Source organism: Fulvivirga imtechensis AK7, assembly GCF_000331535.1.
In the GTDB taxonomy this organism is placed as follows: Bacteria; Bacteroidota; Bacteroidia; order Cytophagales; family Cyclobacteriaceae; genus Fulvivirga; species Fulvivirga imtechensis.
In genome coordinates this window covers 44,447-67,242 of sequence record NZ_AMZN01000064.1, presented here as the reverse complement: position 1 = coordinate 67,242, position 22,796 = coordinate 44,447, and the positions used below count along the sequence as shown (strand labels likewise).

The 22,796-nt window shown below is 42.0% G+C and carries 17 protein-coding genes; 3 read left to right on the top strand and 14 right to left on the bottom strand.

Features of this window, described 5'->3' with window-relative positions; genetic code table 11:
- Positions 1–9 precede the first annotated feature (9 nt).
- Positions 10–3,762 carry a hydantoinase B/oxoprolinase family protein gene (locus C900_RS18525; protein ID WP_009581683.1) on the bottom strand — a complete coding sequence of 1,251 codons (3,753 nt, stop codon included), beginning with the start codon at positions 3,760–3,762 and terminating at the stop codon, positions 10–12.
- Positions 3,763–3,937: 175 nt separating this feature from the next.
- On the opposite strand from C900_RS18525, the gene C900_RS18520 reads away from it, so the two are divergent.
- Positions 3,938–4,561, top strand: a complete 624-nt coding sequence (locus C900_RS18520; RefSeq protein WP_009581682.1) for a DUF4230 domain-containing protein — start codon at positions 3,938–3,940, stop codon at positions 4,559–4,561.
- A gap of 305 nt (positions 4,562–4,866) precedes the next feature.
- On the opposite strand, the gene C900_RS18515 is transcribed toward C900_RS18520, so the two are convergent.
- From C900_RS18515 to C900_RS18475, 9 genes are all read right to left on the bottom strand, one after another.
- Positions 4,867–5,478 (bottom strand): LysE family transporter, encoded by a 612-nt coding sequence (locus C900_RS18515; protein ID WP_009581681.1) that lies wholly within the window; start codon positions 5,476–5,478, stop codon positions 4,867–4,869.
- 5 nt (positions 5,479–5,483) lie between these two features.
- Positions 5,484–6,524, bottom strand: a complete 1,041-nt coding sequence (locus C900_RS18510; protein ID WP_085950836.1) for an ATP-grasp domain-containing protein — start codon at positions 6,522–6,524, stop codon at positions 5,484–5,486.
- 10 nt (positions 6,525–6,534) lie between these two features.
- Positions 6,535–7,059 (bottom strand): hypothetical protein, encoded by a 525-nt coding sequence (locus C900_RS18505; RefSeq protein ID WP_009581679.1) that lies wholly within the window; start codon positions 7,057–7,059, stop codon positions 6,535–6,537.
- A 67-nt stretch (positions 7,060–7,126) separates the two neighbouring features.
- The gene (locus tag C900_RS18500) at positions 7,127–7,582 is read right to left on the bottom strand and encodes a YHS domain-containing (seleno)protein (RefSeq protein ID WP_009581678.1); all 456 of its coding nucleotides are present in this window, start codon (positions 7,580–7,582) and stop codon (positions 7,127–7,129) included.
- A gap of 61 nt (positions 7,583–7,643) precedes the next feature.
- The gene (locus C900_RS18495; RefSeq protein WP_009581677.1) at positions 7,644–8,117 is read right to left on the bottom strand and encodes a regulatory protein RecX; all 474 of its coding nucleotides are present in this window, start codon (positions 8,115–8,117) and stop codon (positions 7,644–7,646) included.
- 12 nt (positions 8,118–8,129) lie between these two features.
- Positions 8,130–8,603: a YcxB family protein gene (locus tag C900_RS18490; protein ID WP_009581676.1), complete on the bottom strand. Its 474-nt coding sequence runs from the start codon at positions 8,601–8,603 to the stop codon at positions 8,130–8,132.
- 107 nt (positions 8,604–8,710) lie between these two features.
- A complete protein-coding gene (gene nadC, locus C900_RS18485) occupies positions 8,711–9,568 on the bottom strand; it encodes a carboxylating nicotinate-nucleotide diphosphorylase (protein WP_009581675.1) in 858 nt (285 codons plus the stop codon).
- 63 nt (positions 9,569–9,631) lie between these two features.
- Complete coding sequence (locus tag C900_RS18480) at positions 9,632–10,042, bottom strand: DUF4783 domain-containing protein (protein WP_009581674.1); 411 nt, start codon at positions 10,040–10,042, stop codon at positions 9,632–9,634.
- 119 nt (positions 10,043–10,161) lie between these two features.
- Positions 10,162–12,729, bottom strand: a complete 2,568-nt coding sequence (locus tag C900_RS18475) for a M14 metallopeptidase family protein (protein ID WP_009581673.1) — start codon at positions 12,727–12,729, stop codon at positions 10,162–10,164.
- A 288-nt stretch (positions 12,730–13,017) separates the two neighbouring features.
- Here C900_RS18475 and C900_RS18470 point away from each other — a divergent pair, with 288 nt between their 5' ends.
- Positions 13,018–16,242 carry a TonB-dependent receptor gene (locus C900_RS18470; RefSeq protein WP_040497076.1) on the top strand — a complete coding sequence of 1,075 codons (3,225 nt, stop codon included), beginning with the start codon at positions 13,018–13,020 and terminating at the stop codon, positions 16,240–16,242.
- 132 nt (positions 16,243–16,374) lie between these two features.
- Positions 16,375–18,432: a polyphosphate kinase 1 gene (ppk1, locus tag C900_RS18465; protein ID WP_040497075.1), complete on the top strand. Its 2,058-nt coding sequence runs from the start codon at positions 16,375–16,377 to the stop codon at positions 18,430–18,432.
- A 1-nt stretch (position 18,433) separates the two neighbouring features.
- Here the strand turns inward: ppk1 and C900_RS18460 are convergent, their stop codons facing one another.
- The 4 genes from C900_RS18460 to C900_RS18445 all read right to left on the bottom strand — a co-directional run bounded on the left by C900_RS18460 (position 18,434) and on the right by C900_RS18445 (position 22,796).
- Positions 18,434–19,639, bottom strand: a complete 1,206-nt coding sequence (locus C900_RS18460; RefSeq protein ID WP_009581669.1) for a Pycsar system effector family protein — start codon at positions 19,637–19,639, stop codon at positions 18,434–18,436.
- Between the two features lie 51 nt (positions 19,640–19,690).
- Positions 19,691–20,920: an NAD(P)-dependent oxidoreductase gene (locus tag C900_RS18455; protein WP_009581668.1), complete on the bottom strand. Its 1,230-nt coding sequence runs from the start codon at positions 20,918–20,920 to the stop codon at positions 19,691–19,693.
- Positions 20,921–21,776: 856 nt separating this feature from the next.
- The gene (locus C900_RS18450; RefSeq protein WP_009581667.1) at positions 21,777–22,553 is read right to left on the bottom strand and encodes a TIGR00266 family protein; all 777 of its coding nucleotides are present in this window, start codon (positions 22,551–22,553) and stop codon (positions 21,777–21,779) included.
- A gap of 6 nt (positions 22,554–22,559) precedes the next feature.
- Entirely contained in the window at positions 22,560–22,796 is a 237-nt protein-coding gene (locus tag C900_RS18445; RefSeq protein WP_009581666.1) for a hypothetical protein, read from the bottom strand.

Here is a 22,796-nt window from a genome sequence, read left to right as displayed (position 1 = left end):
ATTCGCAAATTACCCTTGTCCATAGCCTCCGCCTCCGGGAGTATACATGACCAGACGATCGCCTGATTGTACATCGCAGGTATCAATGCCTTTCAGCCACAGGCCTTCACCAGAGGCTTTTATTAGATGCTGCTGGCCAATTTGACCAGGCATACCTCCCTTTAATCCGTATGGAGTTTTGTTTCGATGCTGTGATAAAATGGTGAGTTCTAATGGTTCAAGAAACTCAATTTCCCTGATCACGCCATTGCCGCCTTTCCATTTGCCTTCTCCGCCAGACCCTTTCCTGATCTCAAATCTTTTGAGCCTTACAGGGTAACGCCACTCCATAATTTCAGGGTCCGTTATTCGGGTATTTGTCATATGCTGATGCACGGCATCGTGTCCGTTGAAGCCATTTCCTGCTCCTGTGCCGCCACAGATAGTCTCGTAATAACCAAATTTGTTGTTGCCAAACAACAAATTATTCATTGTTCCCTGGCTGCAGGCGGCTAGTCCGAATGCTTTTATCAAAGTATCGGTAAGTCTCTGGCTAACCTCTGTATTGCCACCCACAACGGCCGGCTGTGGATCGAGGTTCTCAAAATCAGGATGAAGCAGGCAGTGTGGGAGAATGACCTTTATCCGTTGCATCAGCCCCTCATTCAGGGGAAGATCATCAGAGATAAGCAGCCGAAGCACATACAGCACCACGCTGTTCACGATAGCATCTGTGGCATTCAGGTTTCGCGGATGCACCTGATCGGTACCTGAGAAGTCAAAGGTTGCATGGGGTTCTTTTATCGAGATACTTACTTGAAGTTTATATCCATCGTCAAGATACTCTGTGGCTTCATAAGCCTTTTTTTCCAAACTCGAAAGATGCATCCACAGTTTGTTGCTCACATAGTCCTTCAGCGCACTCATGTAGTGGAGCACATTTTCACGACTGTAGAGGGTGCATAATTTTTGTAAACCGAAAATTCCCGCCTGCAAGGCTGCCACACCACCCTTCAGATCAGCCAGATTTTCATCAACTGACCGGGAAGGCCACTCCGATTGACTAAGAAGCGCTTTGATCTTATCCCATTGAAATGCACCTTGAGAGGCCAGGTATTGTGGTGAAATGATCACCCCCTCTTCTTGCAGTGTAGTGGCGTGTGTTGGCATTGAGCCTGGAGTAATACCGCCAATTTCGGCATGATGTGCCCGGTTAGCTACATAGCCAATCAGCTCCCCCTCGTGATAAACGGCACTGATAAGTGTAATATCCGGGAGGTGCGAGCCGCCATAGGCAGGATGATTGGTGATCACAATGTCTCCTTCTTTGATGGGGAGTTGTTTCACTACCTTTCTGACACAGATACCCAGGCTGCCCAGGTGAACAGGTATGTGCGGAGCATTGACGATAAGCTCTCCCTTGGCGTCAAGTAATGCACAAGAAAAGTCCAACCTCTCTTTTACGTTTACGGAAAACGAGGTACGTTCCAACAAAGCGCCCATCTCTTCTACTACCCCGATAAACCTATTCTTAAATAGTTCAATATTAGCGGCTTCTGAGCTACTATTGCCGGGTTCTGCTATTTTCTTTTTTATTTTATGTAAAATGGCGGTGTTGTGCGGATCAAGATTGAACTCCCAGCCATTTTCAACAAACACAGTACAGTTTTGGCTTACCACAATAGCCGGACCAACAATTTTTGCTCCGGGTTTTAACTTTTCCCAAATAAAAACTTTAGCCTCTTGCCACCCTGTACTGGTAAGGCATTGCTGATGATTGGTTGGTGAAGGCTCGTATGAGGCAGCCACCTTTGCCTGCTTTTTACTTTCCCCAGCTACGACAGCAGCAATCAGTTTAACGGACTCTACTTCTATTTCCTGGTCATCCAGCCAATGTCCGTAGATATTGCTATAGGCTTGTTTGAAAGCCGTGTAATAATCAGTATCATCTTTTACCTCTATTTCTATGGTGCTTTCCTGGCCTCGATATCTTAGATAGGCGAGTTTCTTTTTAAGGCTGATGGAATCAACGGAGAACCCCTGTCCGATGAGCGCATTATATGCATCATTCTGGAGGTTTAGCCAATGTTTCTTTATATCGATCAGTGCACTATCGAGCTTTTGAAGCAACTGCTTTTCAGAGAAAGTCTCAATGTCTGCCTGGCTGATGCCATAAGCGCTCAGGAGGCCGGCATCGTAGGGAATCAGTACAGTTTGAATATTCAGCAAGCCAGCAATAGCACAAGCATGTTGTCCTCCGGCACCACCAAAAGTAATCAACTGATAGTCTTCAGGAGAGTACCCTCTACGGACGGATACTTTTTTTATTGCCTCCGCCATTTTTTCATTAGCAATGGTCAGGAAGGAATTGAGCAGCATACTCTCATTAGTGGTATTCTCCTCAAGCTTCATGGCTGCCAGGGTATCTCGAAGCATTTCCCTTGCTTTACTTTGAGCTATTGGAATGCTAAAATGCTCCTCCACAAGTCTTCCGCAGAGTAAGTTGACATCCGTGATGGTGAGCGGCCCCTCCGCACCGTAGCAGGCGGGGCCCGGATGAGCGCCCGCACTTTCCGGACCAACAGTGAGCAGCCCGTTGTGGTACTTGCATATGGAGCCTCCTCCGGCAGCAATAGTTTCTATGGCCAGGCACGGGCTTAGAATATGTGCATCGCCAACCACCGTTTCATAGCGATAGTCATAACCGTTGTTATAGATAGCCACATCGGTGCTGGTACCACCCATGTCGAAAGTAAGTATTTGATTATATCCTGATCTTTCAGATATACTTTTGGCCCCTACAATGCCTCCGGCCGGGCCACTAAGAAGGCTATCTTTTGGGGTGAAAGCCGTTGAATCTACCACGGCACCCGCACTTGTCATTATCCGCAACTGATCAATATGCGATTGAATGCCCTGAATATATTGACTGATAATTGGCAGCAAGTAGCTATTCGCAATTGTAGTCTGCGCCCGGGGCAGGATCTTTATTTCCGGATTAAGCACTGCCGAACAGCTAATAAAGTTAAAACCGGAAGCTAATAGCTTATCCCGGATCATCAATTCATGTGTTGGATTCTGGTAGCTGTTGAGCAATGCAATGGCTATGGATGAGTGATTTGGGAACTGCCGAATTTGCGCTTCAATGCGGGTTATTTCATCAGTACTTAGTGCGTTTAAAATATTCCCATGGGCATCTGTCCTTTCGTCAACTTCAATTACATGATTGTATAAAACCGGAGATTTCCGAATGTTGAGTGCAAACAGATCAGGCCGTTGTTGATTGCCAATTTTTAGAAGATCTTTAAAGCCTTTTGTAGTAATAAATATTACATCGGCACCTTTTCGCTCGAGTAGCGCATTAGTGCCTTTTGTCGACCCAAGCCTCATGTCAATAGGAGGAAATGGCATGCCCAGGGGAGTCATTGTCAGCAACCTTGCCGCCATTACGGGTACCTCTTCATCAGTTGTGATCTGGAATTCTTTTCCTGTGATATTTTCTGACAGGGGTTGGGTCAAAGTCATTGTACGGGTTTCGAAATCAAGGCTTTCTACTGCCGATCGTTCATTTGTGCCCAGAATTTCTATTTTGTAATCTTTGAAGATATCGGTAGCAAAATGCCAGTGGATGGATACTTTCAGCTTTGTTGTACTTAATTGTTCATCCACCATACCTCGTAATTTGCTGCTACTCAAGATCTTTAGGCGCGTTGTTTCTCCTTTTGGCGAAGTGGCCAGGCAGTCAGTAAAAGTTCCTCCCGTATCAATACAGATCTTCCACATGGTGTTGTCAATTTTATCGAAAGATAATAAGGCTTGTCACCATTTTTTAAACTTTTCACCTTGAATTTTTATCTCCTCATTTATTGACGTATACCCGTTTATCATAGAAAGTTAAAATAGGATTAGCCGTATGAAAACAATTATCCTGCTTATTAATTATTAAATTTAGCAGAACATGAGAACGATCCGTCTTATATTAAAGCTATTGCCCTGGCTCATCGTGATCCTGCTGGCGCTTTGGATATACCTGACCTTCAAAACAGCGCAGCAAACGGAAACGGTGATCAATCGCAGTGCGGTACTTCAGAAAATAGAATCGTTGGGGAAGCTGGAGTTGGTGAGGTATAATTTCAAAGAAATTACCGAGGTTACTGAGTTGAGTAAGGAGTACTTTCGAATTTTTAAGCTGGGGCCCGATTCAAGAATAGCATTGATCAGTGAGGGGCAGGCGGTAGGATGCATTGATTTAACTAAAATCAAAGAAGATGATATTACCATGAAGAATGACACGTTGTATGTCAGACTGCCCCCTGCCGAAATTTGTTACTACAAACTGGATATGGAAAATACAAGGATCTACTCACTGCAGACCAATCCGCTAAAAGATGAAAAGGCCTTTATTCAAAAAGCGTATCGATACGCAGAACGGGATATTAAAGAATCAGCGCTTAGTTCGGGTATTTTGGAGCAAACCCGGAACAATGCGGAATTGATCCTAAAACCTTTTTTAGAGCAGACTAGCGGAAAGGTGGTAGTGTTAACCGATAAGGTGCCGGAAACAATGCTTGATTTAAAGTAGCATAAACGTAAAAACGGTGTGATTGTGTTACGCAAAGATTTTGGAGAGTTGAATCTAAACTTAACGTGAGTGACAGCCCATTTTTAAGCATTTTATATCGAACTCACGTTAAATTATAAGATGTGAACGTAGAGTAGCGCCTGAGGAAGCGGAACCTCAGGACGAGCATAGCCGAGACTTAGATTAGTGAGGTGATTAATCCAACTGCACAGATCGGCTTTTATAATAAACCTCATAGTACAAGAAATTTTGTCTACTCTAAAACAGCCTGGTACCATGGTGATCTTGTGCAGTTTCCCCTTTATCTAAAGGAGGTCCAGATACCGTACAAGGGCAATTGCACCTAATACAATAAATATGATGCCTGGCAGAATTTGTACTACTATATTTTCTTTAAAGAAATATCCTATCTTATTGCTTAGGATGGCTAATAATGCAAGCAACACGAAAGTGCCGAACGAAATCCCAACAATGTAAACAAAAATGTTATTGATTGATGTCAATTGAATCCATCCTTGTGTATTAAGGTAGGCGGTAACTCCCAGCCAGAAAGGTATTGCCAGGGGGTTGAGTATACTGATCAGCAATCCCCTTCTAAAGCCACTTTCACGCATTTTTTGCATTCTTTGTGAAGGGGTTTTACTGAATGAAAGGTTGGTGACGCCCAACACGATCATTACCAGTGCTGCTAATAACTTAAAATGCTCAACTATCAAAGGCGAAGTAGTCAATAGCCCCTCAAACTGCACGGCAACAAAAGCATAGGGTAGCTCTACCAAAGCTGCAGCAACTGCAAAACGGAGAGCTGCATTATACTTGTTATCCAGTGCCAGGCGGATGACGCTTAGGTTAATAGAGCCAGGAGGAATGGATCCGAGGAAGCTGAAAAGAAACGCTATGAGGAATAGTTGCGCCAAATGGATTATTTTTTCAACTGCTTTAGTTGTCTGTATATGGTCCAGCCATCTCTTAATGATAAATAAGGGGTACCCAGTGCGTGATTTTCCCTGCTTATTTCATACAGAATATTCCAATGCTGGAAGAGCACGTGATACGCTTTTCGAAGTGATGAACCAGGGTGATAGATATGTGCGGGCTCCGCGCCGGCCCCGTTAAGCTCCATAATTTTTATGTGACCTTCATACAGATCTTCAATACTTTTTACGCGCAGGTCATATCTGCCAAAAAAGAAGCCTTCGATGTTTTTGCTGATCTCATCAAATGTAGACGTCAGTTTTTCATTGATAAGGTAGTTGCCGTTAAGAAACTTTGTGCCTTTGCAGTGATTGCCGATACCCACCAACTCCATTTGCTCACCGGCATTCAATATAGTTGTCAGTTTGCCATTAAACTTCTCTTTTAATGGGTTCCATTGCAGCTTGGCCCTATCATTCCTGATTATCAGCTCTTGTAAGGTGCTGTGACCGTCTCCTGTCACGGTTAGCATTTCTTTCAGTACTACGGAGCTGACAGTGCCCTTTTTTGCTCCGGGGCTTTTATAGTAAAATACACCCGCTTCTATCGGCAAATCCACATACTCCTGTACCAGAAAAGCACAACTTGTTTGCCGGATATACGAGTGGAGTTGGTTCTCATTTTCAACTTTTTGTACCATCCAACCCCTTTCACCTATATCTGGTTTACAAATAATTGGGAAGGCTAAATGTATGCGATCCATCTCTGTCTTTATTTGATCAGTCGTTGTTGACGGATCAAAATAAAGAGTTTTCGGTATTAGGCTGTCCGGGATTTTGCTAAGGATCTTGAATTTGGATTCGCCTAGCATACCACCGTTTTCTATACCGGGATTTGAGGCCGAAAAAAATAGCAACGACCGGGCCTTCAATGAGAGCCATAGCCAATAGCCAAAGATAGGTAGATATACAAGTTCAAAAGGCCAGTACTCCCAGCTCCTTCCCTTTATTAAAAAGTTACTTCTCCACAATCGGTCCAGCAAATTCATAACAAAAAAACTAAGTGTTATCTGGAGACTGAATTTGTGCTCTTTGAAATTTTATAGTAGACACCGCTACCCCAAAGTGCGATGGTATACTGACGTAAGGTGCGGCTATCTTTAAGCCAATTTTGATGATAGCCATGTGGTGTATGGCATGCTCAATATTATAGCTCAGCTCCCGAAAATAATTAGTGCTTATGTTTTCAATGCCATCATGAGAGAGGTCATAATTGACAACCAAATGGAGGGGGGTATCTTGCTGGTGAGTGTCCAGGAAAGTGTTGATATCGTATATAACTCCCAGGGCTGCAAATTTATCAGATTCGATTATCTGATCATGATTGCGCCCATCATAGTTTACCACTCCGGTACTAAAATTTTCTTTCAGGCAAATAAAGAACTCGAGGGTATGTCTTACGTGTTGACCTATTGTAGAATTATTTAATAGGTCTACGGGTTTCACGAAATCCTCCTGGTCAATTTCCCGCACTACTACAGCCAACTGTTCCAGTACATCCTTACAGGCCTCTGCTAATTTCATGCTTCAAATCTCGATAAAACTTCAAATATAGTATCTAAATGCCATTATTGAAAAACCTACGGAAGGGTTACTCCACGATTGACTGCCAATTTTTATCAGCGGCAGTTTTTAGTGGTTTTTCGTTCTTATTCCAGTTTTCTAAGGTATTATACCCGTTGAAGTTGTAGAACAAGTAGAGTTTTCCATCGGCTATTTTGTATGTTAACGGGTCTATTTTTATTTTTTTGCCGGATTCTCCTATAGCGTAAGCACACCATCCGCCATATTGTGGTTCGTAACCATCGGGGCTGGAAATGAATTTTTGACGATTCGCAGCATTTGAAAATAAATAGGTGACCCCTTTGTGAGTGTACGAGAGCTTTTCATCTCCTTGACGAGGTTTTCCTGAAAAATAGCTGACAGGATCATAACCTTCAATGGCAATACCTTTCGTAAGATTAAAAGTTTTATTCCTTTTTGCGCTGGACTGCGAGAATGCGCTTCCTGCAGCAATTAAAAGTACACTAAAAAGTATTATTCTCATGAATGGTTTAACTGCTAACCGGCTGATGAGGTTGCCGGAAATGTTGTTATTGTCGTCAACTTTACATTTCACCCTGGCCAATGCAGTCCCAGATCAAGTCGGTTTCATACCCCTTCTGCAGGGCGTAGTTGGCTAATTTTTTCTTAATAATAAAGTTATCTTGTTCTTTTATACTTTGTCTTTTCTTTTCAAGCAGTGTGTTTAGTGTATCTAAATAATCATCTTCGTTAATTTCCTGCAAGCCTTTATTAATGCAATAGTCAGAAATTTTCAACGCCTTTAGGCCCTGGATTATCTTCAGACGGCCCCATTTTTTCAGCCTGAACTTACCCCCGGCATAGCTGATGGCAAATCTTTCTTCATTAACAAAACCCTCAGTGATCAGATCTGTAAGTACATCTTCAACCTCATCAGGAGTAAGGCCATATGAATATAGTTTATCCCTTACCTGTTGTTGCGTCCTTTCCTGGTAAGCGCAAAAATCTGCTGCTTTTATTTTGGCTTCTTTTACTGTTAAAGGAGCTTTTGCGGCCATGAACAGGTTGAATTATTTAACGAATCCTTTTCGCTTCAGTATGCTTTCAACAAATTTTCGATCATTATCATTATTAAAGATCTTGTAGGGTAAATGGATAAGTTGTGCTTTATTCACAATCAACAGAAAATGTTTTTTGCTAACATTAGCTCTTTTGATCTGGTCCCACTTTATAGGCATACCCTGGCGCGCATTTAACTTGATCAGTACCTGCTGGCTGTTTATTTCATAAGAGAGTTTTTCAAAAAGCATTTTTGTTTGATCCAGTTGGGTAACTCCGGCAAATTGGATCAGCCAGAACAATATATAAAGTACCAATGCTATACCAGTTCCGATAAACCACCATATATTGGGGATCCACAAATATCCAGCACAGATGGCAAGCGCTATCAGGAAAACCCACCATTGCTGTTTCAGGACATTTTTTAAGGCAAGTTTAATATATGTACCACTTTCAAGCTTGTACTTTTTAGTTTTTACGATCATAGTTTGGTTCGAATATTAAGAACAGTGATAAAATAGTGCAATGAATATTATTGTAAATAACAATACATCAAGAAATATGATGATTATATTTTTTCTTCTTTTCAAGGTCAGGTGGCTTTGAGACTCATGTCCATACTTTTTACCGAATGAGTGAGCGCTCCCACTGAGATGAAGTCGACTCCACACTCTGCAACCTCACGAATATTTTTTTCAGTTATTCCTCCGCTGGCCTCAGTTTCATACTTTCCGTCAATTAACTTAATGGCTTCCTTCATAACTGATGGCATCATATTGTCCAGCATAATGATGTCTACCCCTCCTGCATTCAGCACTTGCTCTACTTCGGCAAGATTACGGGTTTCAACTTCTATCCGGAGCTGTTTGTTGGTTGCATTCAGGTATTCATGTGTAGCTTTTATGGCATTTTCGATGCCCCCCGCAAAGTCGATGTGATTGTCCTTTAACATAATCATATCGTATAGTCCAAACCGGTGATTGGTACCACCACCAATGGCTACAGCCCACTTTTCAGCCATTCTGAAATTGGGTGTTGTTTTGCGTGTATCCAACAAACGGGCATTAGTGCCCTTGATTAAGCCACAGAGATAATTTGTATAGGTAGCAATACCACTCATTCTTTGCATGCAGTTGAGCACAAGCCTCTCACACGTCAGAATGGAACGGGCAGCGCCTTCAACTGTAAATGCTACCTCCCCCTCTTTTACCGGCTCGCCATCCCGCTTAAGTATCTGTATTTTTAACTCAGCATCAAAAAAACCAAATATTTTTTCAGCCAGTTCGATACCGGCAATGATCCCTTCCTGTTTGATCAGCAATTGTGCCTTGCTTTTAACTGTTGCCGGAATCGCTGCCAGTGAGGAATGGTCCCCATCACCAACATCTTCTCTTAATGCCTCCTGAATAAATCTTTTAATCACTTTATCAGTGATATAGCTTAATTTCATCGTGCAAAAATAAAAAAAGCACTGATTAAACAGTGCTTTCTATCCGCTAAAAGCCGTTCTTTTCTATTCTTTGATAAAACTTATCTCGTGTATCAGGTATTTATTGCCGGTATTCTTAATACGCAGCCATACCCGGTAAGTATCGTCCTTTGACATATATTGACCAATAGCATAGGGTAAACCTCCTTTGGAAGCCCCCTGATGGACAATGGTAAAACTTGATGGCGGATTGTTCTTAAAGAAATCTTTCAATACAAATTCGGCTTGTGTCTTGCTGTAACTTTGCATATTGCCATCAAGCGTCACATCCACATTCTGATTGAGAAACTTTGCTATTTCTTTAGAACTACCTGTTTTAATAGCCTCCTTCACATCATTAATAATCTCTCCCTGGGAAAACGCCTCATTTGCTAATAAAAAAGCCAAACCACAGACTATACCTAGAAATAAGATCCTTCCTGTTCTAAAATTCATATTTGAGGGTTATTTACATGCACATCAGCGCCAAAACTATGCCAAATCTTTCATAATAACTTTCAAATTAATACAATATAACAAGACAAACAAATGGATGCTGCTCTTTTAGCAGCCCCTTATCTTCCTGATGCATTGCTGATCAATGGCCCGAAAAATATGGCATTCATGAATATTTTATTAGTACCATACCAGAAGGCTCTGAAATTGAGATTGTCAGTGAAGCCGATCACCTGACCGCGACCATAATTGCTTATCCCGGCTGCAGATGAACCTTTAAGGGAATTAAGATTTGGTAGTGAAATGTAGCCGCTCAACAAGGGAGAATCTGTGTAAACCATAGGATTGGCAAATTGATTTTTTGATTTTTCGAGGAATATCTTATTGCCCCGGAATACAGGCATTTCTTTTTTATAATAACCATAAAATAGTGGGTGCGTAATATCTACATTGGTTTCAAAGATGGCGCCACCGATTTCCTGAGCTCCTCTTGTTTGTCTTATATCAGCATACTTTGCCGGCTCATTTGAATCATTATCGTTAGTTTTCACAAAGTCGAATTTACCGAGATTTATAGAATTCAAATAGGTCAGTGCGGTCTCGCTGGCCACAATCGTCCCACCATTTTGAACCCATTGCTTTAGCTTTTCCCTGGCAGTATCGTTGATCTCTTTATAGGTACCGCTAACCATGATAATGGTTGTATACTTGTTAATGTCAGACCTGTTGAATACGTCTATGGGTACCAAAGAGATGTCCATTTTATAGCGCTGATCAAACAGATGCCATACTTCACCGGCATCGTACGGGCTAACACCTTCGCCAACCAACATCATAACCTGAGGTTTTTTAATATTATTGAAATTTGGACTTCCAAGGCTTACCCCGGTATAATCAAGGCCGGTGTGAAGGGCATAAATGTCAACACCATTTTCCCTGGCCAACATTGTGAGGTCAGCATGGATCCTATCCCGTGATCCATTTTGTATTTGTACCGGGATAAGAATAGAACCACGCTCAAATTTTTTACCATCAGGAGAATGAAATGGCTCGTTCGCTACTTTTACTTTGTAGCCATTAACGAGCAGATCATTGAGCATTTTCGGTGTATAGTAGCCATACCACTCAAAGGCATATGCATATGCCGACTTACCTCCTACAACTTCGCCTGTTGGTTTTTTATTGCTGTCAAATGGCCGGCCCAATAGCTTCTGATCAAATGCCTTGGAGTCGATCTTCTTATAATCCACATTAAAAGCAAGTGGCAGTGTCCAGGTAGAAATATCATAAAACAGGCTGTCCTGAAATTCTATGCGGGTTTCAAACATCGCTTCTATAAGGCGATATTGGGATTGTTCCAGTGGAATAAAGTACAGCTCGTCTGCTCCATACCGTATATTATTGATTGACATGGGCTCACTGCCGTGATAGATATTTATCTGATGCCGGGAGATCAATTCTGCCAAATGATGATTTCTGAACTTATCTTTAGACCCAAATACATAGGCTTTGGACTGATCTTTTCTGGCTTCGGCAGATGCCTCCTTATAAAAAGTGCGCTGGTGGTTTAAGAAATCTTCCCGCATATCATTCACCGCGCGAAGTGTTGAGAGGCTGGTGGTAAATTGATTTTTGATGGTGAATGGAAAATAAAGTATACCGTGCTCACTTTCCTGAGCATGAGAACGTGAGCTGGCTTGTTCAAACAGTATTCCCACCGCTCCGTTAATGTCAGGATATGTGGAGCCCTTGCCGTAATAATAGTCGTCAAAACTCTCTTTGGTGTAGTACAGAGATCCTATTTTATCAAGAGCGCGCGCATGATATTCCCCCATTCTATTGGTGAGCTCATAGGTTTTTGCAGGAGTAAGCGGGTTATTTCTTGAAGGAATTCCCGGCTGGAAGAAAAAGGTGGAATTGGTCCCCATTTCATGATGATCGGTCAGCACGTTTGGTTTCCATTCGTGAAAAAGAGCTATACGTCCTCTTGATTCGGGATGTTGGGCTGGTAGCCAGTCTCTGTTAAGGTCAAACCAATAATGATTGGTCCTGCCGCCGGGCCACATTTCATTTTGCTCCATATTATTTGGATCAGTAATGATGTTGTGGCTTTTTCTTGAATTTACCCAGCCGGAGAAGCGTTGAAGGCCGTCAGGGTTAAAGCTTGGGTCCAGAAGAATGACTGTTTCATTAAGGGTCTTTTCTATTTCCGTGCCCTGAGCTGCGGCCAAATGATAAGCCACTAACAATGCTGCATTGCTGCCACTGGATTCATTGCCATGAATGCTATAACCCATATAAACAACCGCAGGCATGTTTTTGATGTTCAGATTGTCTGAAACAGCAGGATCCGTCAACCTGACATGGCTGCTTTTGATTTCATCTAGCCGGGAATGGTTTTCGGGAGATGTTATGGTTAAAACCAGTAGCGGACGAGCCTCATGCGTTTGTGCATATTCCCTGATCTCTACCCTGTCTGAGGCCTCTGCAAGAGCATACATATACCGCGTCAGGCGATCGTGGCTGATATGCCACTGTCCCACTTCATGGCCGATCACCGATTCCGGAGCGGGTATTTTGGGGTCATATTCGGTGCCTTCGGGCAGGTAGTATGTGAGGTCAGTATTCTGCGAATAGCTGAAATAAAATGAGGAGATAGCTATTATGAAGGTGAAAATATTTTTCATGTATATATATTTATTATTGAGATAACTCGAAGACCGAAGTCGGAAGGCCGAAGTTTCATAAGCATAATATATTCAAAACACCGAATATAAAGAAAAGAAAGGAGGTCTTGCAATAAAGAATCTTACCAGTGGTAAATTATCAAACTGTTAATTTTAAAAGCTATCTGTTTTTATAAAAATAAAATAAGGCACTTAGAGGTAGTAGAATAATATATTAACTTTGCCCCGCATTAACAAGCTATGCATAAATCATTAAACTAAACTTATTTTTAACAAACCTTGACAGGAATGAAACAAAATTTACTCAAGATTATTTCTTTTGCAGGGTTGATGCTTTGTGCCACTTTGGCATTTGGCCAAGGCTCAACTACCTCAGCAATGAGTGGAAAGATCACTGACAAAAACGGAGAGAGTTTACCCGGAGCAACAGTGAGCGCTGTACACAAACCGTCTGGTACACAGTATGGAAGTGTAACCGATGTGAACGGTTTTTTCAGGATCAACAACATGCGTGTTGGTGGTCCCTATGAAGTAAAAGTAACTTATGTTGGCTTTGAACCACACGTTCGGGAGGAAATATTCCTGGCACTAGGTAAAACTTTCGACCTTAATGCCCAACTATCCGAAAATGTAACAGAGCTGGCAGGTGTTACCATCTCTGCCGATCATTCTTCAATCATGAACAGTGAAAGAACGGGGGCTGTAACTACTGTATCAAGACAGGAATTAACCTCTTTGCCCAATGCTTCACGAAGCATTAACGACTTTACAAGATTAACCCCACAAGCGTCATTTACATCAGGCGGTGGTATTAGCATTGCCGGTATGAATAACCGCTACAACTCGATTTTCATTGATGGGGCTGTTAGCAATGATGTTTTTGGATTGGCTGCCAACGGACAAAATGGAGGCCAGTTAGGCGGACTTTCTTTAATAAGTATAGATGCTTTGGATCAGATCAGCGTAGCAGTAGCGCCTTATGATGTAACTCTTGGAGGCTTTGCAGGAGCAGGTATCAGTGCGGTAACCAGATCGGGTACCAATGATGTGGAGGGGTCTGTATATTATTTGGTTAGAAATGAAAGTCTGGCCGGAAAAACTCCTACTTTGGTTAGTGAAGAAGAAAGAGAAAGACTGGCTGAGTTTAGCGCAAAAACATATGGTTTCAGAGTGGGCGGCCCTATTATTAAAGATAAGCTGTTCTTCTTCGCTAATGGTGAGATTCAAAGAGATGAAACACCTCAACCTTTTAACTTCAATACCTATACCGGAGGTGTAACAAGAGCAGAAATAGATCAGTTTGCCAATACATTAAGGTCTTTGGGCTATGAGCCCGGTGGATACGAGAATGTAATTCAAAAGCTTGAGGCTGAAAAATTTCTGGTGAAATTTGACTACAATATTAACCAGAATCATAAACTTTCTCTCCGTCATAGCTATAACAAAGGAGAGAACTTTTCACCCAGCACATCTAACTCCAGCAGAATAAGATTTGCCAATGCAGGTGTATTCTTCCCCTCGACCACCAATGCTACCACGCTTGAATTTGTAAGTAACTTTAATGACAAGTCCAACAAGCTCATCATAGGATACACAACAGTAAATGATGACCGGGATCCACTGGGAAGTCCATTTCCCTATATTGATATTACAGTGGGAGATATAGAGGCAGGAAGTGAGCAGTTTTCTACAGGTAACGTTTTAGAGCAAAAGATATTTACAATTACCGATAACTTTAATCTCTACAGAGGAAAACACACCTTTACTTTTGGTACCCACAATGAGTTTTATAATATGAGAAACGTATTTATAAGACAAAACTTTGGCTCCTACCGATATAGTACCATTCAGGACTTTATCGATGATGTCAATGGTGGTACAGGTCTGGCTTTCCAATATGATCGCAGCTATTCTCTGGTAGATAATACCACCGGAGACAAGACTGATGCCGCGGCTGATTTTAAAGCTATCCAGCTTGGATTCTACGTTCAGGATGATATTCAGGTGAACAATAAATTAAAAATAACTGCCGGTTTACGTATAGATATTCCAATGTTTACCGATGACCCTCTTGAGGATACTTATTTTAACAATACCACGATTGGGTTGATAGAGGCCGCTGGTTATGATATGAAAGGCGCTCGTGCAGGGAAGGCGCCCAAAACTCAATTTCTCCTGGCTCCAAGGTTTGGGTTTAACTACGACCTCAATGGAGATCAGACTACTCAGCTAAGAGGTGGTGTAGGTATTTTTACCAGCCGTGTGCCTTTTGTTTGGCCCGGAGCAATGTATAACAACAACGGGTTGATGGTAGGGGGAACAAGACAATTTAATAACATAGATTTTAATCCCGATCCCTTTAACCAGCCAACTGTTGGTGACTTTGGTGGTACCGATGATATACCCCAGGGACAGATGGATCTGTTTGCCGAGGATTTCAAATTCCCTCAAATGTTGAGAGCCAGCGTGGCTGTTGACCAAAAGCTTCCATTCTGGGGCTTAATAGGTACTGCAGAATTTATGTACACCAAGACGCTTAACAATATCTTTTATGAGAACGTGAACGTCATTCCTTCAACACAACGTTTTGAAGGACCTGATGATCGCCCCAGATTTACTAATGGCAGGGTTGATCCTACTTATACAGGTATTTATCTGGGCTCTAATACAAATGAAGGATATTCGTATAATATCACTGCAAGTCTAACAAAACCTTTTGAAAATGGGTTGACTGCTAATGTTGCATATAATTTTGGAAGAGCAGAAGCCATTTTTGAGGGAACTTCATCTCAAAACTCTTCACAGTGGAGAGGTGTTTACAGTATCGATGGACGAAACAATGCTCCTCTTGGCCGGTCTGATTTTGATGCGGCATCACGTGTTATAGCTTCTATTTCTTATAGAAAAGAGTATTTGAATAACTTTGCTACTACTATAGGTCTGTATTACCAAGGCCAGTCCGGTGCACCTTTTTCTTATACTTACAACTCAGGATTTACCGGTGAGGATTCTCGCGAAAGAGCTCTTATTTATGTTCCTGCTAATGCTTCTGAGATTGTTTTTAATGAAGCCAATGCAAGTGCAGCAGCTCAATGGGCGGCTTTGGACGCTTATATTTCTAATGACGACTACCTTTCAGAGAGAAGAGGGCAGTATGCGGAGAAAAATATGGCGAGAACTCCATTTGAGAGCATAGTAGATTTTAAACTTCTTCAGGATATCTACATAGTAGCCGGAGGAAAAAGGCAAACGCTGCAAGTGTCTTTCGATATATTTAATTTTGGCAACTTCCTTAATAAAGATTGGGGAAGAAGGTACGGTGTTCCTAATGGTGATGGCACCTCAGTACAGTTGCTGGACTATGCAGGTTTGGCTCCAGGTACAGACGTTCCTACATTCAGGTTTAATACTGATGTTACTAAAATGGAAGATATGCTCGTAAAGGATGATTCAGGTTTGTTTAGCTCCAGGTGGCAGATGCAGTTCGGTCTGCGGTACATTTTCGGAAACTGAAAATAAAGCTTGAAGAAATAAAAAAGAGGCTCATCATCATGAGCCTCTTTTTTGTTACATCCTACTCAAAATCAGTCGATTTGTTAACTTAGGCCCTAACATCATCGGTCAATTTTTGTTGATTTAATAACTATGGAAGACTCAGATAAATACTTCGATCGCGATTTAAGCTGGTTATCTTTTAATAAGCGTGTGTTGATGGAGGCGGCAGACAAAACGGTGCCACTATATGAAAGAATAAAATTCCTGGCTATATATTCATCTAATTTGGATGAATTCTTCAGGGTGCGGGTCGCTTCACTAAGGAGTATTGTAGGCATTGATAAGAAAAAGATCAATAAAAGATTTAGCAGAAAGCCGAAAAAGCTATTGGATGATGTGTTGGAGGAGGTCCACCGACAACAGGAAGAATTCGGCAGGATCAAAAAGGAAGTAATAATTCCTGAGTTAAAGGAAAACAAAATAATTCTTTATAGAGATGAACCTATACTTGAGGAGCATGACCGATATGTAGAGCGCTATTTCAAGAGCAAAGTGCTTTCATACTTACAGCCTGTGATCATGACAAATGAGAAAAGCCGGGCTCCCTATTTGGATAACCGCGCATTATACTTTGCTATTATTTTAAAGGATAGAAGTAGCGGTGAGATAGATTATGCTCATTTAAATATTCCTACCGACCATCTTCCACGATTTGTGGAATTACCTAAGGTAAATGACTATTTCTTTTTCATAGCAATAGATGATATTATCAGAGAAAAGCTTGGGTTTCTTTTTCCAAGCTATTCCATAGAGGGTATTTATTCAATCAAGCTCAACCGTGACGCAGATTTAAATATTGAAGATGAATATTCGGGTGATCTCGTAAAGAAAATAAGAAAGCAGATAGAGAAACGCAATTTGGGTGTGCCCTCTCGCTTTTTGTATGATCAGGATATGCCTGATGAGTTGCTGGATTTTCTTGTCAAGAAATTTAAACTTTCCCAGGACGATCTGATTCCGGGAGGCAGGTATCACAACATGTATGATCTGTTTGACCTGGAAAACCCACTGAAACCTCTGCTGGAGAATGAGCCTCTGCCAACAATAAGAAAGAAATGCCTGGAAGAAACCCCCTCTGTTTTCAAGGCCATCGATGAAAGGGATATCATGCTGCATTTTCCATATCAGAGTTATGACTATGTACTGAGGTTTTTTAATGAAGCCGCTTTGGATACGCAGGTTGAAGAAATAAAAGTCACGTTCTATAGAATAGCCGCAAATTCTTTTATCAGCAATGCGCTGATCAGTGCTGCTCAAAACGGAAAGAGCGTTACTGTATTCGTTGAGATCAAGGCCCGCTTTGACGAGGAAAACAACCTGAGATGGGCGGAAAGGATGGAAAAGGCCGGTATTAAGATCATTTATAGTATTCCCGGGCTAAAAGTGCATGCTAAGGTGGCGGTGGTTTGTAGAAGACAAGGCGATGGTTCTTTAAAACGATACGGTTTTTTTGGAACAGGCAACTTCAATGAGAAAACGGCCACTATCTATGCTGACGAAGCGCTTTTAACATGTCATGCAGAGCTTACCTCTGAGCTGGACAGGGTTTTTCAGTACCTCTATCATCAGGAGGAGATCACTCCTTTCCAGCATTTGCTTGTATCCCAGTTTAATTTAACTGAAAGATTCAATAAATTGATAGATAGGGAAATAGCTCACGTGAAAAACGGAGGGAAGGGCCTCATTATTCTCAAACTCAACAACCTGGAAGATGACATTATGATAGACAGGCTTTATGAGGCAAGTCAGGCAGGTGTTAAAATAGAGCTGATCATCAGGGCGATATGCTGTTTGAAGCCTGGTATAAAAGGCCTGAGCGAGAATATTACGATAAGGAGGATAGTGGATCGCTACCTCGAGCATTCCAGAGTTTTTTATTTTTATAACAATGGCGATGATGAGCTGTATCAGGGCTCTGCTGACTGGATGAAACGCAACCTGTACAGAAGGATAGAAGTTGTTTTTCCTGTTTATCAACCGGACCTGAAGTCAGAGGTCCTCAAGCTTATAGATGTACAACTCAGAGATAGTGTTAAATCGTGCTTCCTGGACCCAACGCTTAATAATGCTAGAATCAACAATGAATTGCCTTGCGTGCAGGCTCAGGTTGCTTTTCATAAGTGGTTGGAAGAGCAGGAAGCTGAATAAGCTATGCAGGGAAAAATACCATGGCAATAACAAAGGCCAGAATAGAAACTATGAAGCCATACATAAACACATTATATGACTTCCTTAGCATGCGGTATTTTTTTCCTAATACTATACCCAGAAAATAAATATCTTTGATCATGCTGCCATACAGGAAGTCAGCATCCTTCATCATTTCCTTCATACCCCACATGTAGTTGTCTAGTTCCATATTGTGAAAATTGCCAAAAAACAGGAGGTTAGTTTTTCTCTCCAGTATATCTTCTCTGGTAAAGGTGCCTGATGAGATGTTGGGCCGCGTGGCAAGTACTGCAAAAACAATAGTGGTAAGACACACTATGACCAACAGCATTCCGGGTATGATCAGGTTCGGATAGTCTTCAAATTTTCTAAAGAGCACCGATACCAGTACTGATAGTATAATAGAGTTAATCGAGATCATGATATTGGCCTTATTATCAGCCATCCCACTTAAGGTAAGGTGGTTTTTAGAGGTGATCCGAAACATTGTCTCAATACCCCGGTCAGGCTTCATTACCTTGTCCTTCTCTATCTTTTTTTTAAGCTTGGCTACTTGTTCTTCAAGCTTCTGCACATACCTGGCGTCTATTTGCTTATTTTCTTTTTTTTTCAGCTTTTCCAGATTTTCTCTTTTTTTAGGTTCTAACACCTGCTTGCCGTAGCCAGTAAAATAGCGGTGGTGATTTAGAAATTCAATATTATTTTTTACCCAGTCTTTCGATGAAATATCTTTATTGCAAAGAGTCACCAGTTCTTGTCTTAGGGCCTCGCTACGTACAGAAAAGTCATTAGATGACAAGTGATACAGGTCTGCATCGCACATCACTTTTGATAGCTCATCATCAGGGCTTTGAGGCATTTTTGTGGAAAGTACGATCTTTTCGATGTTGTCAATCTTTTCAGAAGGCACCTTCCACTCGGTGAGGGTTTCCCGCATCAGCCTGATACTCTCTTCTTCATGGTTGTCAAAGCCACATTTATAGCCGATATCGTGAAACCACGCTGCCAAAACTACCAACTCCAACTGCTCTTGAGATAGTTTTGACTGAGTTCCGATTTCTTCTGCAGCAGCGGCCACTTCACGTGTATGTTGAAGGTTATGATAACAATACTCATCAGGTAGATTTTTTAAAACACCTTCAACATATTGCTTCGACCGGCTTACAAGCTCCGTTTCTTTGAACATATCTCCTAAATGTAATAAAATAGTCTGTACTTTACTACATGTAACAGGCCACTAAAGCTGATTGCTGAGCTTTCCTTCCACATAATTTTGAAGATAGCTGTACCTTTCTGTGAGTCTGCCATTTTCGGCAATGGTTGCTCTTTTTATAACATTTTCACTATCATCGCCTAAAAGGTGAGGCAGCACATTGTCAATGAGTTCGCGACCGAAGTCCCCGGAGGCATTCCGTGGCAACTCGCAAGGTAGGTTATCAACGGCCATAACAGTGATATTTCCTTCATCTGAAAGGGGTGTTTCCACTTTATCCTCACTTGGATTGTAGTCGTATATTGGCTCATCAATCGTACATGGCCGCTTGGTGGATGGAATGGAACCCTCTATATCGCAGGTAATATCAGCAATGACTCTTATCTTAAAATCGGGCTTCATTACATCCTCGCGCCTGAAAAGTACAGGTGCCCGGGGGTCCCAGTAGGCGCCTGCTATTAAAATATCCGATACCCTGGCATATTTTAAAAAATCGCCCTCGTAATGTTCCGGGTTTTTATAAAAGTCTCCTCTTACAAATTCTCCACCACCTTTTGGAGTGTTGTAATCTCTGCTGTTCAATTGGCAATAAACTGCGCTCTCGAATCGCTCTGTCAGGAATTCGGCCGGAGAAACTTTACGAATGCCCATACCATTGAGTACCTCCATGGCACCCTTAGATACTCGGCCACCACCGGTAACTACAATTTTCACAGGCGGCAACGATACTTTTTTATATTCGGTTTTAAGATCTTCCAGGTCAAAACATTCATGCGCTCTGCGCAGGTGAAAAAGATTATACCTCTTCCCAAAGGTCCAGATGCCATTATACGCGCCAACAATACCTGCATAGCGACCGAATGCTACGATCCTGGTGCCGTCCGCATCGGTAAGTACTTCGTAGTCGATCAGCCGAATGTTCTTTTCCAGGATAGCTTGCAGAAGCTTTCTGTTATACGGCTGCTCTTTGATCGTATGCGAAAAGAAAAAGTATGTTTTTTCAGAGATCAACTGATCTAAGGGTACTTCCTTAACACCCATAAGTATATCACAACTACTAACCTCCGGCTCTACTCTTACACCATTGTGAAGGTATTCGTCATCCTGGAAGCACCTGATGCCACTTGATTGGCAGATTACTTCTATATTGTCGAAAGTGTCCATTACCTCCCTGGCTTGCACAGGGGTAAAAGGAACGCGTTTATCCACAGGTACTTTCCCCTCTCTGATGATACCTAATTTCACTTTTTCCATCTGATTAATAACAGGTTATTCTTATCGGGGGCAAATATAAAAAATTAATATCCGATTTTGATTTCCCCCCTGGATTAATCGACATGGAATGCGTTGGCAAAGAAAAGTCATGAGTACTGAGTTGTATTGAGTAGAAGAACGGCCGGACACTGCCAGTAGTGAGGAGATCCCGGATCTTCACTGTGTTAGGTCCGAGATGACGGTATTGGGAATTTAATATTAACGTGAGTTCGATATAGTAGAACCGATTAAATTGTATTTGTATCCAAAAATAACCTAAAAAACTCTTTTTAAGGTCATTCTGCCTGTCCCGAGCTTGCCTGGCTTGCCTCGGGGAGGCACGAAGAATCTTACTAAGTTCAAGGTTACAATTAAAACACTTAGGAAGATCCTTCCTTTCGTCAGGATGACCGCCTATTTTCAGGCATCTTATATCGAACTCACGTTAATATTAGTTGATTATCAGTGTGTAATAAAAACTCGTCATTGGCACGAGAGGAAGGATCTCTTAATTAGTTTTTGTAAGAAAACTCACAACTTATACGTCATCGGTAACGAAGTGCGGCAATCCCCTCTTCTTTTAAGCAGGGATCGCCTCGATTCCTCCCCCTGGCAAGCCCCATAGCCGTTAACTTAAGCATCCCGGTTGGGATGCAATATTGGTAGCCTGGGGTGAAGTCCCGGGAAAGGATTTAATATTTAATGCACCATATTCAAGCTTTGGGAGAGGTGAAGGCTGTCCCGGGCTACAAAGATTTGCCCCCTCTGGGGGCTCGTTTTCTCTTAAGTTAACAGCTATGGTGGCAAGGCCGGGACAGGCGCGATGATGGCAAGAGTTTCTTGCAAACACTAATTATTAAGACTCAAGGAAATTGCCTAACAAAGAACTGGATTCCTTGCCTCTGTTGCGTCCATATGGGGCCAGCGCCTGTACGAGCTTTCTGATGGGCATAGATTGAAGCCACACCCTACCGGTACCCCGGAGGGTTGCCAGAAACAAGCCCTCGCCCCCGAAGATCATTGACCTTAAACCACCTGCGGATTCCACATTGAAGTCAATGCCCGGTTCGAAGGCCACTACACAGCCGGTGTCAACACGAAGCACTTCGTTGTTAAGTTGTTTTTCGATAACCGTTCCGCCTGCATGTACAAAAGCCTTTCCGTCACCCTGAAGCTTTTGAAGGATGAACCCTTCACCTCCGACAAGTCCGGAGCCAAGCCTTTTGTTGAAGGTAATAGCTACTTTTGTGCCCAGAGCTGCACACAGAAATCCATCTTTTTGTACAATAACTTCTCTGCCCGGAATTTGGGCCAGATCGATTGGAATAACCGTGCCGGGGTATGGAGCAGAGAAGGCCACTTTTGCCTTACCAACACCTCGGTATGTAAAATGTGTCATGAACATCGACTCACCGGTAAGCATTCTAGTGCCTGCGGAAAGTAATTTACCAAAAAGACCCTGATTAGGCTCAGAGCCGTCTCCCATTTTGGTTTCAAAGACAATACCGTCCTCCATGTATAACATAGCGCCTGCTTCGGCTATTACTGTTTCATTTGGATCAAGCTCTACCTCTACAATTTGTATGCTTTCCCCTTTGATCTCGTAGTCAATTTCATGTGATTGTCGGGCCATATTTATTTATTCGTCCTCGTCAGGGTCTTTTTTCTTTTTGGATTTTAACTCATCATAATCTTCCCGCTCTGCCAGCTTTTTATCTTCTACGTTTTTATTGAGGAATTCGTTGATCTTATCTATGTTGAAATTTGTCTGAATTTCACCGAATGAATTGATCTTGATATCGAAACCTTCGAGCTCAGGGTTTACCTTGGGTTTTTCCTTCTGCTTTTTCTTTTTTCCGGGATCTTTTTTAGACAT